This is a genomic window from Streptomyces sp. NPDC048383 (assembly GCF_040651775.1).
Taxonomy (GTDB): domain Bacteria; phylum Actinomycetota; class Actinomycetes; order Streptomycetales; family Streptomycetaceae; genus Streptomyces.
On record NZ_JBEZKS010000051.1, the window covers coordinates 14,665 to 30,767 of the forward strand.

At 70.8% G+C, this 16,103-nt stretch carries 19 protein-coding genes; 18 read left to right on the forward strand and 1 reads right to left on the reverse strand.

The features are described 5' to 3' along the window. Nucleotides 1-157 precede the first annotated feature (157 nt). Nucleotides 158-625, reverse strand: coding sequence for a winged helix-turn-helix domain-containing protein (locus tag AB0D46_RS28900; protein ID WP_362881737.1), 468 nt, complete (start codon nucleotides 623-625; stop codon nucleotides 158-160). 300 nt (nucleotides 626-925) lie between these two features. Between AB0D46_RS28900 and AB0D46_RS28905 the strand changes: the two genes are divergently transcribed. The 18 genes from AB0D46_RS28905 (at nucleotide 926) to AB0D46_RS28990 (ending at nucleotide 15,883) form a co-directional block, all read left to right on the forward strand. Further along, complete coding sequence (locus AB0D46_RS28905) at nucleotides 926-1,498, forward strand: hypothetical protein (RefSeq protein ID WP_362881738.1); 573 nt, start codon at nucleotides 926-928, stop codon at nucleotides 1,496-1,498. 322 nt (nucleotides 1,499-1,820) lie between these two features. Beyond that, nucleotides 1,821-2,012: a hypothetical protein gene (locus AB0D46_RS28910; RefSeq protein ID WP_362881740.1), complete on the forward strand. Its 192-nt coding sequence runs from the start codon at nucleotides 1,821-1,823 to the stop codon at nucleotides 2,010-2,012. A gap of 167 nt (nucleotides 2,013-2,179) precedes the next feature. Then, nucleotides 2,180-2,467 (forward strand): WhiB family transcriptional regulator, encoded by a 288-nt coding sequence (locus AB0D46_RS28915; protein WP_362881742.1) that lies wholly within the window; start codon nucleotides 2,180-2,182, stop codon nucleotides 2,465-2,467. A 213-nt stretch (nucleotides 2,468-2,680) separates the two neighbouring features. Beyond that, complete coding sequence (locus tag AB0D46_RS28920; RefSeq protein WP_362881809.1) at nucleotides 2,681-2,869, forward strand: DUF5999 family protein; 189 nt, start codon at nucleotides 2,681-2,683, stop codon at nucleotides 2,867-2,869. Nucleotides 2,870-2,971: 102 nt separating this feature from the next. Continuing rightward, nucleotides 2,972-3,337, forward strand: a complete 366-nt coding sequence (locus AB0D46_RS28925) for a hypothetical protein (protein ID WP_362881743.1) — start codon at nucleotides 2,972-2,974, stop codon at nucleotides 3,335-3,337. Between the two features lie 58 nt (nucleotides 3,338-3,395). After that, nucleotides 3,396-5,618: a hypothetical protein gene (locus AB0D46_RS28930; RefSeq protein WP_362881745.1), complete on the forward strand. Its 2,223-nt coding sequence runs from the start codon at nucleotides 3,396-3,398 to the stop codon at nucleotides 5,616-5,618. Between the two features lie 122 nt (nucleotides 5,619-5,740). Next, nucleotides 5,741-6,238 (forward strand): hypothetical protein, encoded by a 498-nt coding sequence (locus AB0D46_RS28935; protein ID WP_362881746.1) that lies wholly within the window; start codon nucleotides 5,741-5,743, stop codon nucleotides 6,236-6,238. Beyond that, nucleotides 6,235-6,471: a hypothetical protein gene (locus AB0D46_RS28940; RefSeq protein WP_327169939.1), complete on the forward strand. Its 237-nt coding sequence runs from the start codon at nucleotides 6,235-6,237 to the stop codon at nucleotides 6,469-6,471. The genes AB0D46_RS28935 and AB0D46_RS28940 overlap by 4 nt, the downstream gene beginning before the upstream one ends. Nucleotides 6,472-6,622: 151 nt before the next feature. Continuing rightward, on the forward strand, nucleotides 6,623-8,872 hold the full coding sequence (locus tag AB0D46_RS28945) for an ATP/GTP-binding protein (RefSeq protein ID WP_362881748.1): 2,250 nt from the start codon (nucleotides 6,623-6,625) through the stop codon (nucleotides 8,870-8,872). Nucleotides 8,873-8,888: 16 nt separating this feature from the next. Continuing rightward, nucleotides 8,889-9,305: a conjugal transfer protein TraB gene (locus AB0D46_RS28950; RefSeq protein ID WP_362881750.1), complete on the forward strand. Its 417-nt coding sequence runs from the start codon at nucleotides 8,889-8,891 to the stop codon at nucleotides 9,303-9,305. Nucleotides 9,306-9,384: 79 nt separating this feature from the next. Further along, the gene (locus tag AB0D46_RS28955; protein ID WP_362881751.1) at nucleotides 9,385-11,490 is read left to right on the forward strand and encodes a chromosome segregation protein ParM; all 2,106 of its coding nucleotides are present in this window, start codon (nucleotides 9,385-9,387) and stop codon (nucleotides 11,488-11,490) included. A gap of 72 nt (nucleotides 11,491-11,562) precedes the next feature. Further along, nucleotides 11,563-11,751, forward strand: a complete 189-nt coding sequence (locus tag AB0D46_RS28960) for a hypothetical protein (RefSeq protein WP_362881753.1) — start codon at nucleotides 11,563-11,565, stop codon at nucleotides 11,749-11,751. 68 nt (nucleotides 11,752-11,819) lie between these two features. Further along, the gene (locus AB0D46_RS28965; RefSeq protein ID WP_362881755.1) at nucleotides 11,820-12,362 is read left to right on the forward strand and encodes a hypothetical protein; all 543 of its coding nucleotides are present in this window, start codon (nucleotides 11,820-11,822) and stop codon (nucleotides 12,360-12,362) included. A 291-nt stretch (nucleotides 12,363-12,653) separates the two neighbouring features. Next, entirely contained in the window at nucleotides 12,654-13,319 is a 666-nt protein-coding gene (locus tag AB0D46_RS28970) for a hypothetical protein (RefSeq protein WP_362881756.1), read from the forward strand. Between the two features lie 476 nt (nucleotides 13,320-13,795). Continuing rightward, nucleotides 13,796-14,218 carry an NUDIX hydrolase gene (locus AB0D46_RS28975; protein ID WP_362881758.1) on the forward strand — a complete coding sequence of 141 codons (423 nt, stop codon included), beginning with the start codon at nucleotides 13,796-13,798 and terminating at the stop codon, nucleotides 14,216-14,218. Between the two features lie 107 nt (nucleotides 14,219-14,325). Next, on the forward strand, nucleotides 14,326-14,703 hold the full coding sequence (locus AB0D46_RS28980; protein WP_362881760.1) for an HIT family protein: 378 nt from the start codon (nucleotides 14,326-14,328) through the stop codon (nucleotides 14,701-14,703). 20 nt (nucleotides 14,704-14,723) lie between these two features. Then, on the forward strand, nucleotides 14,724-15,212 hold the full coding sequence (locus AB0D46_RS28985) for a nucleoside 2-deoxyribosyltransferase domain-containing protein (RefSeq protein WP_362881811.1): 489 nt from the start codon (nucleotides 14,724-14,726) through the stop codon (nucleotides 15,210-15,212). Then, nucleotides 15,209-15,883, forward strand: coding sequence for a hypothetical protein (locus AB0D46_RS28990; protein WP_362881762.1), 675 nt, complete (start codon nucleotides 15,209-15,211; stop codon nucleotides 15,881-15,883). The genes AB0D46_RS28985 and AB0D46_RS28990 overlap by 4 nt, the downstream gene beginning before the upstream one ends. Nucleotides 15,884-16,103 lie beyond the last annotated feature (220 nt).

The window sequence follows — 16,103 nt, forward strand, 5'->3', positions numbered from 1 at the left end:
CGACCGTAGGACACATGTCAGATCTAGAACGCCACCCCTGGTCGGCCCTACAAATCTCGTAGCGAAGCCGAGAGCAGCCAAGGAGCGAGGCAAATGTGCAGCGAGCAGGGGGAGTTCAGTTCAGCCACCGGAGCTCGTCGTGGGCTGCGGCGCACGGTCAGTCCTCACGACCACGTTCGAGGGCCTCCAAGCGAGAAGCCATGGCTTCTAGCTTGGCCTCGAGGTTCCTGACGGTGGCCGTGAGCTCCGCCGACGTCGGCAGTCTCTCGAGGGGGTCGGGCTGCGCCTGGACGAAGACTCCCTTGCCGGCCTTGCCATACAGCAGGCCCTCAGCCGTCAGCTCCGTCACGGCTCGCCGAACCACCGTGCTGGACACGCCGTATTGCGAGCCGAGCTTGGCTGTTGAGGGGATGGGGTCACCGACCTTCAGGTCACCTTCAGCGATCTGGCGCCGGAGATCCTCCATAACCCTCTGGTACTCCGGCTGACCGGAAGGCTCACCCACTGCTTCTCCCTCGCGTGACGGTCTGTCTGGCCTGCTCATAGTGCAGCACACACCGACGTCGAGGGGCGGGTGCAGGGTCGAGAACGTCATCGGTAACACCTCCTTGACAACCTTATACACATAGTGCACCTTGTGTGTAAGAGCTCGCGGCGAACTTCAGCTACCGAGCTGAGCAGGACAGTCGGCATGGCAAATAGCGCATGTCCGACTGGACCACCGCAGTAGGTCGTCTGCCCCACACGGGGTGGCCGGGGTTGATGGCACCACCAAATCCCCCGGGTTCTAGACCTTCTGTTGCACGTCGCAGCGCTATGCGCTGTCTGTCCGTCAGGACGCCGGGCTTGCCCGTGCGCCTGGTGGGCGGAGAGAGCACCGCGACGCAGTCCCCTTCCCTCCCCTCTGCACCCGAGGAGATTCGCCATGACCATCACGGCCGCGATGCCCACCGCCAAGGAACGCCCCCGCCGTACCCGCACGAAGCGCCAGCCCAGCGCCCGCCCCGCCCTGAAGCTCTCCAGCCTTCTGCCCTCGCACATCGACCTGCGGGAGCCGCTCCAGGCGACCCTCGTTTGCGAGGACTGCAAGACCTGGTGCCCGATCACCGGCATGCAGAGCCGGATCCAGAAGCTGGTGCCGCACCACACCGGCAAGGCCGGCGTAGCCGACGCGATCCACTGCCGCGGCAGCAACCGCCGTGTGGAGTTCGACATGACGATCGTCGAGTGGCGCCAAGCACTGGCCGACGCACACACGGAGACCTCGTCCCGCCAGCCGACCACCGTGCTACCGAAGGCGTTCAGCCCCCGCACCGACCAGACCCTTCGGGCCCGCTTGGAGCGCACCCCGGCCGGTCGCGCGGCCGACTGGAACGCGGTTCTCGTGGATGTCGGCGCTGCGGACGCCGCGCGCCGGAAGGTTCCGCACGGTGACCGTCCGGCCGACGGCCCCGAGGTGCCGCTGGACACTCTCCACCCTGTGCGCCCGACGCGCTGACCTGCGTCTGTACGAACGATGACGGCCTCCGGTCTCCCTGTAGGTAGGGGAGGGCGGAGGCCGTGGCTGTTCGTACGACCAGCCGAAATGGCGACAGCCCCGGCGAATTGAGACCCCCCGGGGCTGTCCAGGACCTACGTGGAGGACCTGATGGATCACAGGATTGCACAGCACCCGACCGACTCGGACCCGGATATGGACGAAGCGCTGCGCCGGGCACGGGGAGGTCAGTGATGATCACCAGCCTGACCGAAGAGGAGCACGCCGAGCTGTCACGGAAGGTTGCCGAGCAGAACAGGCAGTCGTCGCAGGGCAGCGGCCGATGACCGCGGCGAAGAGCGACCCGCTGTACGTCCGCTACATGACGACGTTCAGCGCCTCCACCCTTCACCGAAGCGCCTGCCAGCCCTGCCAGAACGGCCTGGACTGTGAGGGCGGCGCGCCGCTCCACAAGGCGTTCGCCAAGGCCCAGGACGCCTACCTGGCCCGGCAGTCCGCGAAGCGCCGCAGCTGAACCCGGCATTGCCCGTCGTCCCCGCCCTCCACTCGGGCGGGGACGGCGGAGCGCCGGGAGCTCACGCTCCCTTTTTCCCGCTCCGGCCGTCCGGCCGCAGGAATAGAACAGCCCCGGGGCGGCATCCCCGGGGCTGTTTCGCAAGCACGGACCCTCTGGAGGCCCTCATGCGCGCCATCGTACGCACCTCGCCCAAGCAGGCCACCGTCGCGAAGTCCCGCCCGGCCTGTGCCGCCGTCGGCGTCGACCCCGAACTGTTCTTCGCCCACGCCCTGTCGACCCTGCAGACCGCACGGGCCAAGGCCATCTGCCGTGTCTGCCCGCTGCGCGCGGCCTGCCTCGAGGGCGCGCTGGAGCGCGATGAGCAGCACGGTGTGTGGGGCGGGACGGACGAGGACGAGCGGCGCCTGATGAAGCGCGGTGCCGCCCTCGACCGCATCGCCACCGCGGCCTGACCCGCAGCACGGGACGACGGCACAAGTTACTGCCCATCCCGTGACACCCCGGCAGATGGGCCGCCCGTTCGACGGGTGGCCGCCCTTTCGCATGCCTTCGGTCCGGGAGAGTCTCGGGCCCGCCACTTGCCAGGAGAGCTCATGCAGCGCAGCACCAAGCTCGACACCGCGACGACCACCGTCACCGCCGGGACGACCCGGATGCCGGAGTCCCTGTGTACGCACCGGCCGACGTGCCCGACCGCCGACAGCCCCGACCGCGAGGCCGCGCACACCATCGCCGCTCACCCGGAGCAGGGCTGGATTTTGCTCTGTAACTCCGCCGTGATCTTCGACGACACGGGCGAGCTGCTTCCCGACGGCCAGGTCGTCGCCCCGCACCGGCTCTGCGCGACGGCCTGACGGCTGCCTGATCCGCCCGCACCGCCCGTCGAACTTCGGCGGCCGGGTCGGGCGGTGACTGGGAGCCGGAGAGTCCGGACCACCGACCCGCCAGGAGTCGCCATGAGCAACAGCACCCAGAGCACCACCCCCGTGATCAAGTTCCAGCGGGGCCAGTTCGTCCTGTTCCGCGACCCGGAGATGTTCTGGATCGGGCAGGCCGGCCACACCTTCGTGTGCAAGGTCGAGCGGACCTGGCTGGACGACAAGTACGACCTGATCGCCCTGTCCTCCGACCGCTTCATCCACTCCGCCAGCGCGGAGTACATGCGGCTGCTGCCGGCCCTCGACGCGATGCGCGACATCGACACCGCCCCGCTGAACACCAGCGGCGCGGCCGACGACATGACCGCGGCCGCCATTGCCTGGCTCACCCAGCAGCACGCGACCGCCAATCGGCGGGCGGAGCTGCCCGCCCAGAGCGACTGACCGAGCCACCCTGAACCGCCGCCCCCGCTGGGGCGGCACCCGACCGGAAGGAGGCGGCGTGGCCGCCACACGAACCCGTAACAAGAGGCCCACCGCCCGCAAGAAGCCGGCGGCAACCCGCACCGCTTCGCAGCCCACCGCCTCCCCCGCCACCGACATCTCCCCGGCCCCGGCCCCGGCCCCGGCGACGGACACGGAGCCGGAGGCGGAGGTCGTCGACCTCGAGGCGGCCCGCGTCGCGGACGCCCGGGACCGGGCCGCCGACGTCATCGACACCGCGCGTGAGCAGGCCGCCGCCCTCCAGGCCGAAGCGGAGACGGCGGCCGCGCGCACCGTCGCAGACACGCACGAGCAGGTCACCGTGCTGATGAACCTGGCGCAGGCACGCGCCGCGGGCATCACCGCCGACGCCGATCAGGAGGCCACCGCCCAGCGCGAGGCCGCCAAGGTCGACCTGGAGGCGGCGCGCGGCGAGGCTGACCGGCTCCTGACGGAGGCCCGTGAGCGTGCCAACACCCTGGTGGGGGAGGCCCGCGCGCAGGTCGCCGACCTCACCGAGCTGGCCGCCACCGACCGCACGGCCACCGCCACGGCCGTTGCCGAGCTGCGCCGCCTGGCGGAGACCGACCTCACCGAGATCAGCACCCTGGTCGACCAGCGCCGCACCGAGGCCGGCCAGATCCTCGCCCGCGCCCAGGAGCAGGCCGACGCCCTGGTCGCCGCGGCGCAGCGCGAGGTCGACCAGGCCCGCGAGCGGTTCGCCCAGCTCGCGGCGACGGCGGCCGAACAGTACGACGGTCGCCGCGCGGAGGCGGAGGCGCTGTACGCGGACGCGGTCAAGTCCGCCGACGACCGGCGCCGCGAGGCCGACGAGCGGGTCGCGGCCGCGCACACCGAGGCGGAGGCGGCCCGCACCGAGCTGCGGACGAAGCTGCGCGTGCTCACTGACCAGTTCGACGCGGAGGCCGCTACCAAGCGCAAGGCCCTCGCCGACGAGCTCGCCGGGCTCAAGGCGGCGTGCGACAAGCAGCGCGAGCGGCTGCGGGAGGAGGCCAAGACCGTCGCTGTGCAGCTGCGCGAGGCCGCCCAGAAGGAGGCGAGCCGCATCACCGCGGAGGCGGAGCGCAAGGCGAAGGCCGTCACCGAGCGGGCGAAGGCCGATGAGGCCCGTGCCCGCCGGCTGCTCGATGAGGCCCGGGAGGCGAAGAAGTCCGCGTCCCGCTGGAACGGCTGGCAGCAGAAGGCCGGCCAGAAGGTGTGGAAGACGGCCCCGTGGGTCGCGTTGGCCTCCGGCGTTGGGCTCGCCGCCTCCGGCGAGTACGAGCTGGCCCGCATGGTCGGCATCCACCCCTACGTCGCGCCGCTGCTGCCGGTCAGCATCGACGTCTACTGCGTCACCGCGTTCCGGGCCAAGAAGGACATCCCCTACGCGCTGCTGCTGATGGCGTCGGCGAACGTGACCTACCACCTGTCCGAGCAGGCGCACCTCGTCCAGGACGGTCAGTCGGCTCCCTGGCAGCTGACGACGTTCGTCGTGCTGATCTTCGTGGCCGTCATCTGGCGCGTCCACACGCTCATGCACGACGACGGTACGGACGGGCACGGCGCTGCGGCCCCTGCGGTCGGCCGTACCGGTACGGACGGCGGAAACGGAATGGCCGCCCGTACAGGTACGCACCGGCGTTCCGACGGAACGGACGCCGCGTCGTCCAGCCGTACAGAGGGTGCGAACCACGACCTGTACGCCGGGTCCAACGCGGTTCGCCCCGACGCCACGGGCACCGGATGGGACGGTACGGACCCTGTACGCCCCGCCTCGCACCCGCCGCACGATGGCGGCACCGAAGCGGTGGTGACCAGGGCGTACAGCGACCGTACATACGGCGTACACACCCCCTCCGAGGAGGTGGCGCGTACAGGTACGGCGGCTGTCGGGCGTACCGAGACGGCCAGCGCGGCCGTACAGGGACGCACCGGCGCCATCAGCGTCCGTACACAGCCCGGCAACGAGGGTGTGCCGGGGGCCCGTACAGGTACGGACGCGTCGTCTTCCCCCGCAACCGGAATGGGCAGTACGGCGGGCGCGGAGCGTCCCGGTACGCCTGTACGGACGGACGAGGAACTCCTGCCGCTCGTACAGAACCTCCCCCGCGGCCAGGACGGATTCGTGACCCTCTACCGGGTGCGTACCGACCTCAGCGTCAACAACGACCGCGCGGTGCGCCTGCTCTCCAAGGCCGGCCTGCTGCGCCCCGAGGACGCGGACAAGCACCTGACGTGATCCGAGTCCGGCACACACCAGTGAGGGCCAGCCCGAAGGAAGCGGGCTGGCCGTCGCTGCGACTGCCGGAAGCAGTCAACAGCCCCCCGAGTACACCAGATCCGACCCCCACGGAGGACCCCGTGAGCACCGAAAACAACGGTCAGCCCTTCTTCGACGACCCGAACGCGGCGCTGCGCGAGATCGCACAGAACCCGGCCGCCTACGCGCACTACCTGGCGGACTTCAACCGGGTCGTGCTGGACATGCAGGCCAAGCTGGAGATCCTCCAGCGCGAGGCCCGTGTGCACTGCCGCGGGACCCGCGTGGAGGGCGACAAGTGGGGCCAGGCTTTCCTGCGCTCTTTCCCGGTGGAAAATTCCCTGAACGACGTTCTAAAGAACCTCAAGAGCGTTACTGCGGGACTGGAAAAGAGCGCCCACAAGCGCCACGCCCACGACGAAAAGGTGAAGGAGGTCAAGAAGAGCCGGAAGGAAAAGGCGCAGCTCAAGGCGCGTAAGAACCACCCGACGCTCCAGGCTGCCCCGGAAAACCCGGGTCAGCAGGGTGCGCAGAGCCCGAATTCGGGCTATGGTGGCCCCACGTCGATTTACAACCTGGACCGCAGGGAGTCGGCGTGAGTGCAGGTCGCCCGCTCACGAAAGCCGAGCGGAAGGCAATGAACCGTGCGGAACATGAGCGCAAAATCAAACAGGATTTGATTGCGCAGCACGGCAACGACCTCGGCACCTTCTACTACTGGCTCCGGATTACCAACATCCGAGGCACCCAGGCGTATCGCGACGGGAACACGGACTTCATCCGTGAGGCCGCGCTCGCCCTGCACAACGTCTACAGCCGCCACTCCGGCTAGCTCACCGTGCCCCGCACGAAGGGCCGCTCCCGATCCCCGGGGGCGGCCCTTCGGCGACTCCAACGCGTGTCGCGCGTGTCGCGTGCCGCGCGTGGCGTGCGCGCGTGTACGCGAGGCCGATGCCGACAGTCAAGCCCAGGAGGAGGGTCGCGTGTCCGACGACACCGACAGCAACGTGATCAGCCTCCCCACTCGGGGCGGCGATTCCGGCGGAATGCCGGATGCCCCCGATGGTGGGGATCTCTTTTATTCCGAACCGTCCGGCAGCAGTGCGGGCGGCGATGCTCCTCCGGAATCCCCGGAAGGGACGGCCCGGGAACTCCCGGCCATTCGCGGCCCTATTTCCCCGGAAGTTGCATTGCGGGAAACGGGAATGCCCGATGCCCCGGAGTTCGAAGACGAAGAATGCGAGGAAGGTGAATACGAGCAGCCTCGTTCTCTCGCCGATCGTCTCGGTGACTGGCTGGAACTCCGTTTGGAAGTGGCGCGGGACCGGCACGCCGGTGAAGCGCCGTTTCGTGAGGCAGAAATAGCACGCAAGGCCGCGCTTTTGGAAGCCCGCACCGCACAGGAAACCGCGATGATGGAGCAGAACGCCAAGCTCCACACCGCGCAGATGAAAGCGAAGTCCGACAAGACGGCGGCGCGCGGCAAGGCCGACGCGGCGCGGTCCTCCGGCTCCGGCCTGGGCGCCGACAAGGGGGGTCGCTCGAAGGCCGGCGGCGGCAGCTCCGGCGGCTCCGGCCGCGGCGGGGGCCGGAGCCCGGGAACGAACAGTTCCGGCGGCTCCGGTCGCGGTTCCGGTGGCGGCACTTCCCCCAAAGGTGCCGGGAAGGGCTCTGATCGCTCCGCTGGCGGCGGCAAGGGCGGCCCGAAGGGCAATGAGTCGTCCGGTGGCCCGAAAGGCCGCCAGAACGGCTCTGGAGGCTCCGGGTCGGGCAAGGCCGGTACGGGCAAGGGCAGTTCGGGCCGCTCCGGCGGCAAGAACGGCTCAGGCAGCTCCGGGTCCGACAAGGGCGGCTCGAAGGGCGACGGCGGCAAGTCGAAGGACTCGCCGGCCGCCGGCCCCCGGGCGGAGCGGGCCCGCGGCCGCCAGGAGCGCGCCGCCGCCCGCCAGGCGGCACGCCAGCAGCGGCGCAGCGCCAACCAGGCCGCCAACCTCGCCGACCGCAGCAAGGACCGCGACCAGGACCGCGCCGCCGTCCAGGCGGCCCGCGAGGAACGCCGCAGGGTGAAAGCCGAGCGGAAGGCCGCGGCACGGGCGAAGCGGGAGGCGGCCAAGGCCGCCGACGACCGCACCACCCTGGGCGCGGCCGTGACCGAGGAAGCGCAGCGCCGCTGGGACAAGCGCCGCGCGGCGGAGAAGGACAAGGCCGCCAAGGACAGCAAGGCCAAGGACGACGCCGGTGACACCAAGGAGACCACTGGCGACAAGGACTCCGAGGCCACGACCAAGAAGATGACCAAGGACGACCCCGAGAAGCCCGCAGACGGCTCGGACGGCGACTCCGCGACCAAGAAGCCGGAGGACGACAAGAAGGACACCGAGAAGCCGTCTGACGGCTCCGGCGACACGGATGCCAAGGACGGCACCGGGACGGACGACGGCCCCAAGCCCGACGACGTCAAGGACCCGCCGGACCCCGGCGACAGCGATGACGAGCGTTCCTTCCGGGAGCGGATCAAGGACTTCTTCACGAAGGCCGGCGAGGACAGCACCCCGCCCGAGCCGGAGGAGCCCTCGAGGCTTCGGCCCGAGGACCTGGGCGACATCACGGTGGACCGTCTTGGCGGCCCGACCCGGTCTCCGCAGCCTGAATCGGCTGAGGACGACATCCCGGACGCGGTCATCGTCGACGACCCGTCCGACCCCTTCGGGACGCACGTCAGCAGCCCGGCGAGCCTCCCCCGCGCGCCCGAGCCCCACACCCAGCGTCCCGGCACCAGCCGACCCACTGCACAGGAGGATCCCGTGGCCTCGGAGGTCAACAAGCCCGCGTCGGGCCAGACCGGCATGGCGGCCCAGCACCGCACTGACATCACCTTCGGCGAGTACCTGATGGAGATCGTGAACATCGCGATCGCCGCCGCGCTCGACAAGGACCGCGCCCAGGACCTGGCGGTCGCGCTCGGCAAGGTCGCCGACGCGCTGCGGGACATGGCGGCCGACCTGGTGGGCGACCACAACATCGCCACCGAGGTCGTCGACCAGATCACCGACCTGGCCGACGCCGCGGACCGCATGAAGCAGCTGGCCGAACGGTGCGCCACCGAATGCGAGATCGCCTCGGAGGCCGCCCGCATCGCCGCCACGTCGGTCGGCCGCGTCTACGGCCAGGACATCGACGCCATGGACGACGCCGGCCTGGCGACCGCCTCCTCCGCCGCCCACCACGACTAGAAGAAGGGGCCCACTGATGAGCGACCTCGCACCCACCACCGGCGGCGGTGCCGCCGCCAAGACGGACGGCGACAACCGCTACAAGGCCGTCCAGCGCAAGCTCAAGACGCTGGCCACGGCCATGGACCTGGCCGCAGGCGAGCTCGAAGCGCTGCTGCTCAGCATGCGCACCAACGCCCAGCGCTCCGAGGGCCTGGCCGTCGACATCGCCAACGCGGAGCTGGACCGCAAGTTCATCGAGATGACCAACCAGGTGTCCGTCGCCCTGGGCGGCGCCGCCGTCGAAGTGAAGAAGCTCCACGAGACGGCCCAGGAGGTCTCCGGCCTCGCCCACGACACGCGGCGCACCCACGCGCGGCTGTACGAGGGCCTGGACGACCTCCGTTCCAGCCGCCCGGAGCGCACCCCCAAGCCGGGCTTCCTCGTCCGCTGACCCGACCCACCGAAACCCCTGATGGGCGGCCCGCCACGCAAGCGGCGGGCCGCCCATCGCCACGCCCGAAGGAGAACCCGTGTCCGTGCCGCGCAGCGTCGCCCTGGAGCGCACCTTCTACACCCTGACCGCCCCGGTCCTCGGCGCGGCCCCGAACCTCTTCGCCGGCAGCCCCGTCAACACGGTCGTGCAGCTGGCAGGCGCGGCCGGCGTCGGTGGCTGGGTCCTGGCCGCCAAGAGCGACGCCGCCGGTGCGGGACGCAAGATCCTGCGCTGGTCGCCGCTCGTGGCCGCCGCCGCGATCGACATCGCCGCGAAGAACACGATCGGCTGGGGCCCGTGGTGCCTGGACGGCATCCTTGCCGCCGGCTGGGCGACGGCCGGCCTGCTGGTGATGCCCTTCTCCCGGCACACCCGCCGCCGTCACCGTCCCGCGCTCGCCGCCCCGGCGCCCGCGCCGCAGCTGCAGGCCGCCCGCGAACCGTCCCTGGCGCAGCCGGACGACGGCGCCGACGCCTTCACCCGCCAGGTCCGCTGGCTGTGGGAGGGCCGCGGCCTGCCCGGCCGCACCATCGTCGTCACCGCCACCCCGCACGCGGGCATGCCCAACGACCTGTCCCTGCTGCTGCGCGCCTCCGAGGCCGGACGGCCGATCTCCAGCCTCACCGAGGAAGCGGTCGCCGCCGCGTTCGGTGTCGAGATCGCCGACGTGCGGATCGAGGACGTGGTCCGGCAGTACGGGCGTGAGGGCGGCCCCGGTTGGAAGGAAGTCCACGTCACCCCGGACATGACCGAGCGCCGCCGCAAGGCACCCACCACCCACGAGTGGTGGGCCGACCGGATCGCCGGTGGGCCCGTGCCCGGCTCGGAGTTCATCAAGAAGGTCCGCGACGGCGAGCGGAAGGTCACCCACTACATCGCCCAGGTCCCCGACGAGATGGGTGAGCCGCGCGTCAACCAGCACACCCTGGCCGCCGCGCTGAAAACCAAGTACGACGAAGGCCGGCTGTTCGTCACCATCGACGGCAACCAGGTCCTGGTCTCCCTGTGGGACTCCAGCCCGCTCGCACAGGTCTTCCCCGCGACGAAGGAGCTGCTCACCCCGGACAAGGACGGCCGGTGGGTGACCGGATACCTCGGCAACGGCCAGCCCGCCCGCAACCGCGTATACACCGACCGGGGCGCCGCCCACGGCCTGTTCGTCGCACCGTCCGGCGGCGGCAAGACCCAGCTGATGGGCCTGCACATCGCCGCCGACGCCCTGTTCGGAGCCGTGGTGTGGCTGGCGGCCGAAGCCCCGGACGAGAAGGCCGCAAAGCTGGGCGGCTACACCGACCGCTACGGCGTCGGCGCGCTCTACATGTTCCGGCTCCTGCGCGCCCTGGACGCGCTGATGGAGATCCGCGGCCAGATGCCGTGGGAAGACGGCAGGGTCTACGACTGGGACCCCAAACTGCCGGGCTGCCCCTACCGGATGCTGTCCGCCTACCTCGACGAGTTCCTCTCCGCCGCCCGCAACGGCGACTACGGCGCGGAAATCATGGACCTCGCCGAGACGGTGTCGGTCAAGGGCCGCAAGTACGCCATCGGCATCAAGGTGGCCGGCCAGTCCATCTTCGTGCAGGACGGATTCACGCAGCTGCTGTGCGAGAACCTGCGCGAGAACTGCATCCCGGTGGTGCTGAAGGTGGCACCCGGCAAGGTGGCCAAAATGTTCAAGGACCTGGGAATCCCGTCCGAGAACACCCCCGACCCCCTCCCCCGCTCCTTCTCCCCGGAAGAAGCGGGCCGGATCGATCGGGTGATGCGCGGCGAGCCCGAGCCGCCCGCCGACTCCAACACCGGCGGCGCCGGATGGATCGTCGAAGCCAAGAAGCCCGAGGTCCTACGCACGCTTTACATGGACTTCAAGGCCGGCCTGGACGACTACTTCCCCGACACCATCGCCACCCTGACCGACCACGAGATCCGTGAACTCGAAGCACGCGGCCTGTGGTTCGACTGGACCGAGCCGCCCCGCCCCGGCGAGTTCGGCCCCGAACCGAGCGATGACGAGGACGACGACGCGTCCCAGATGCGTGGCGGCAAGCGCCGCGACGGCGGGGACAATTCCGCCGCACGCCGCGACGCGGTCACCTCGCCCCGCCAGGCGCTGGAAGCCATCAAGAACCTCTCCCGCGTCTGACCCCACCCCGCACACCCCCGCAGGGCCCGGCCGCACCCCGGCCGGGTGCCCACATCTGGAAGGACACCACTCGTGGCCGTATCGATCTCCGCCGTCGTCCTGCTCGCCATCGTCGTCTTCGTCCTCATCCGGGGCGGATCCGTACGCCTCCTGCCCGCCCTGGCCTGCGCCGGGTTCGGCTTCTTCCTCGCCTCCACCGGCGCCGCGCCCCTCATCACCGACGCGATCGGCACGGTCACCGGCTGGATCTCCAGCATCTGAAAGCCGCCCCGGCCGCCGGCGTCGAAGGCGCCACCTACAGCCGTGCTTTCGACGCCTCAGGAGCTCCGATGCCTCAGACCCGCCACGCCATAGACCAGGTCACCCCGACCACCCAAGCCACCGCGCTGCCAGCGGCCCTGTCCCTTGAGGAACGCATGGTGTTCGTCAACGTGGCGATGAGCCTGCGGCTTGACGAAGCCAAGGTCGCTTACGAGGTCAATACCGCACACATCGACACCGAGCCCGTCGACCTGGCCGACGTCCTCACCATCCCGCTCACCCCGACCCTCCAGCCACCCACGCCCTACCCGACCCCGGTCGCGGCCCTGCTGCAGCGCGCGCACCACCGGCTGCTCACCGGCGGCTGGTGCTCCGGCGCCCTGGTCGACACCGAAGGCGCCCGCTGCCTGTACGGCGCGATCCACATCGAAGCCCGGGGCGACCAGAGCTTGGAATCGCGCTGCTTAGAGGTCCTGATGGACGCGATCCGCCGCCAGTTCGGCAATGGCGTCGAATCAGTGCCGTCCTTCAACGACGGCTTCTCCAGCGCCCGCATCCCGATGCGGATGCTCGACCAGGCCGCAGACCTCGCCAACGCCCGCGGCCTTTAACGCCTGAACTTCTACCTCTTCCACCTCGACACCCAGCGCCTGACCCTCCAACGGACCAACGACTGGATCAGGGGCGAGCTGGAGCGCCTGGCCGACGACGAACCCGAGGTCCTGAAGATCTCAGCCACCAAGTGGGGCACGTACTACCGCCTCCAGAAGCTCCCCGAGAACCAACCGGCCGCTCTCCGTACGGCCACGCCTCGCCGCCTTCGGGCGTGCGCCGGCGGGGCCGTGCGGTGTCCGCCCGGTCAGCAGAGACCAGGCGACCCGCCCTCCCCCCTGGAGGTCACCGTGTTCCCAGCCCGCTCCCTCATCGAGGCCGTCACCAACCGGCTCGGCCGCCGACGCACCCAGACCACCGACAGCGCGGGCGAATGGCAGCTCGCACACCACACCATCGGCCAGGTCGACACGGTTCTGGCCGAGCAGACGGCGGCCGCGTACGCGGGCGCCGTCGACCACGCCTACCTCGCCGCCGCGCGAAACGTGGACGGCTTGCACGTACAACCCGGCCTCCTGGAAATCCACGACCGCATCCTCGGCGACACCCTCTACCTGGAAGGGCTCCTGACCGGAGCCCGCAGCCGCTGCCTGGCCCCTGAGCTCATCGAGCGCCTGGCCGACGCCGTCGACCACGGACACGCACTCACCCTGCTGATCGCCGACACCGTCCGCGCCACCACGATTGACCACACCCCGACGGCAAGCCCCCACCAGCACAGCGAACCCCACCAGCCAGTTCCGTACTTCGCCGAGGCCGGTACCGGCGCATGCCCCCACGGCGACAGCCCCCATGCCCGGCACACGGGCTGCGACGAGGACGTCCTGATCTGCCTCGACAGCCCGATCGGCGACCACTGCCCTGGCTGCCAGGACACGGCGGGCGAGCCGGTGTCGTGGATCCACTGCCCGTACCGGCCCGCGTCCGGGGACCCCCAGGACGGAGGCACGCTGTGAACCGGCCCGACCCATCCCGGCGTCAGGACCGCAGGAATCGGAGGAGGCGCTGAGCGCGCTCGCGTGGCGAAGCCCAAGCGCACCCCCTCGCTCGCGCAGGAAAGGGCCTTGGACCGGGCGATGGCCGCAAGATCCACCTGCCCCGAATGAGAGCGCAGGTACTGGTACTGCCTTCCCCTGCGTACCCAGGGCCGCTGCGACCCCTGTGCCCGGGGATACGAGCCCAGCCCCGACACCTACGTCACCACACCAGCCGCCGCTGTGCACCGGCTGGCCGCGTAGAACAAAAGCCCCGTCCCGGCCACCAAAGCCGGGACGGGGCTTCTGGGCGGCCGCAGCATCGGCCTCCGTGGCAGCTACCACGGCGCCCAGCAGGACATCGCCGACGCCCTGGACGTCAAGTACAACCAGGTCCTGCGGCAGACCAAGCGCTACCGCTCCGCCGACACCGACGCCCGTCCGACCGAGAGGTGAGCATGACCGAGACCGAGCCCGAGACCATCCGCTACACCGCCGACGTGGTCGCCCTGACCCCCGGCGGGAACGTCCTGCTCATCGAGCCCGGTTGGCCCCCGTTCGAAGGGGCCTGGGCCCTGCCGGGCGGACATTTGGACGAGGCGGAAGCGCCCCACGTGGCCGGCGCCCGCGAGCTGGCCGAAGAGACCGGTCTCCGCGTGAACGTCGGCGACCTGCACCAGATCGGCGTCTGGGACCAGCCCGGCCGCGACCCGCGCGGCCGCTACACCACCTTCGCCTACATGGTCATCGTCCCCGACGGCACCCCGGTCACCGCCGGGGACGACGCCCGCAACGCCCGCTGGTGGCCCCTGAACGACCTGCCGGAGCTGGCGTTCGACCACGCCGACATCATCAACGCGGCCGTGACCACCACCCCCTGACGCAGCACACACGGAGCGCCGCGCACGACCTTCCCGGCCGCGCGCGGCGCTTCGCCATTCCCGCCCGCTCCTCACCCGTGACCGTCGACCGGACCAAGGAGTCCACCATGAAGACCTGCGTTTTCTGCGCCATCGCCGCCGGGGAGGCCCCGGCCGTCATCGTCAGAGAGTGGCCCGACGCCCTCGCGATCCGCCCCCGCAGCGGTGGCGTGAACGGCGGGCATGTCTTCGTCCTGCCGCGCGTCCACGTCCAGGACGCCGGCACCGACCCGGAGGTGACCGCCGCCGTGATGCGCCGGGCCGCCGAGCTGATGGCCGAGCTCCCGGCCGCGAACCTGATCACGTCGAAGGGCGAAGCGGCGACTCAGTCCGTTCGCCACCTTCACGTCCACGTGGTGCCCCGCGAGGCCGGCGACGACCTGCCCCTGCCCTGGACCCCGCAGCACGCCGCCCGCGCCGCCGCGCAGAACGGAGCCACGTCGTGAACGGCCCAACCACCCTGGTCATGGCCCGTGAGCCCATCCCGGCCGGGCCGTCTGTCTTCCTCGCCGGCCCCACCCCGGACAAGAGCAACCCCGTACCGTCCTGGAGGCCCGACGCCCTGCGCGTGCTCGCCGAGCAGTGGACCGGCCCCCAGACGCTGACCGTCCTGAGCCCCGAATCCCGCAACGGCGACCGCGCAGACCGCTACGAGACGCAGGTTGACTGGGAGACCGACGCCCGCGCCCAGGCCACGGCGCTCCTCTTCTGGATCCCCCGCGACCTGAAGACGCTGCCGGCCATGACCACCAACGTGGAGTTCGGCCTGGACGTGTCGACGGGCCGGGCGGTGCTGGGCTGCCCGCCCGACTGCCCCAACCCCGAGCGCAACCGCTACCTGATCTACGTCGCCCACCGCCACGGCGTACCGGTCCGCACCACCCTCACCGACACGGTGACCGCGGCCCTCGCCCTGGTCTCCACCGCCCACCCCGAGCAGGAGAACCTCCGATGATCCGTCGCCTGTTCCGACGCTGCGCCACCGCACCCGGGACCGTCCTCGCCCCCGAGGACCAGGCCGTCGTCGACGCGTTCCGCGCGATGTTCGCCGCCCTGCGCACCCCCGAATCCTGGACCCCCGGCTGCGCCCAGGACGTCGCCGTCCGGGTCGGCGCCCACATCGAACGGGCTCACACCCGGCCGGGCGACGACCACGGACCCGACGTGATCGCCGTCGCCCTGGTCCACCCCGGAACCCCGCACGCCGCGGCCTACGCCCACCGCTACACCCGTAAGGGCTGGCTCCGCTGCGAGACCACCGCGATCCTCGGCCTCTGGCAGCCGGCCTACACCGCGCTCTCCCACGCTGCCTCTGGCCTCGACCTCCCCGACGACGTCGGCATGTCCCCGGCCCACTACGGCGTCGACGTCGAAGCACGGCAGGCCGACGGATCCGGCTTCACCCTGCTCCGCCTCGGCCCGTACAGCCAGACCCGGCTCGCCTCCCGCGACGCCGACCGCCTCACCACCGAACTGGATGGCCAGGAGGCCACCGTCGTCCCCGGGTTCACCGTCACCGCGGCCAGTGCGCGGTTTGACTTCGACGACCACGAGAACTACAGCGACCCGTGCCGGAGCGACATCACCGAGCTCCTGGCCGCAGCCCTCGTGGGAGCGAACGTGTAACTGACAAGGCGACGGCCCCCGCAGCCTGGGCGCCCCGACCGACAGCTCTCCCGCCCAAGCCCTGTCCCCGCCACGCGCGGGGGCAGGGCTTTTTTGTGTTTCGGGGGTTTCCTGAGGTTCTGTCCCGTTGCCGTTTCCAATGGAAACGGCAGACGCGCGACGGACCTGCCGTGCGTGTGGCCTTCCGTCAAACCCCGTACAAGGCAACGGCGTTTCCACT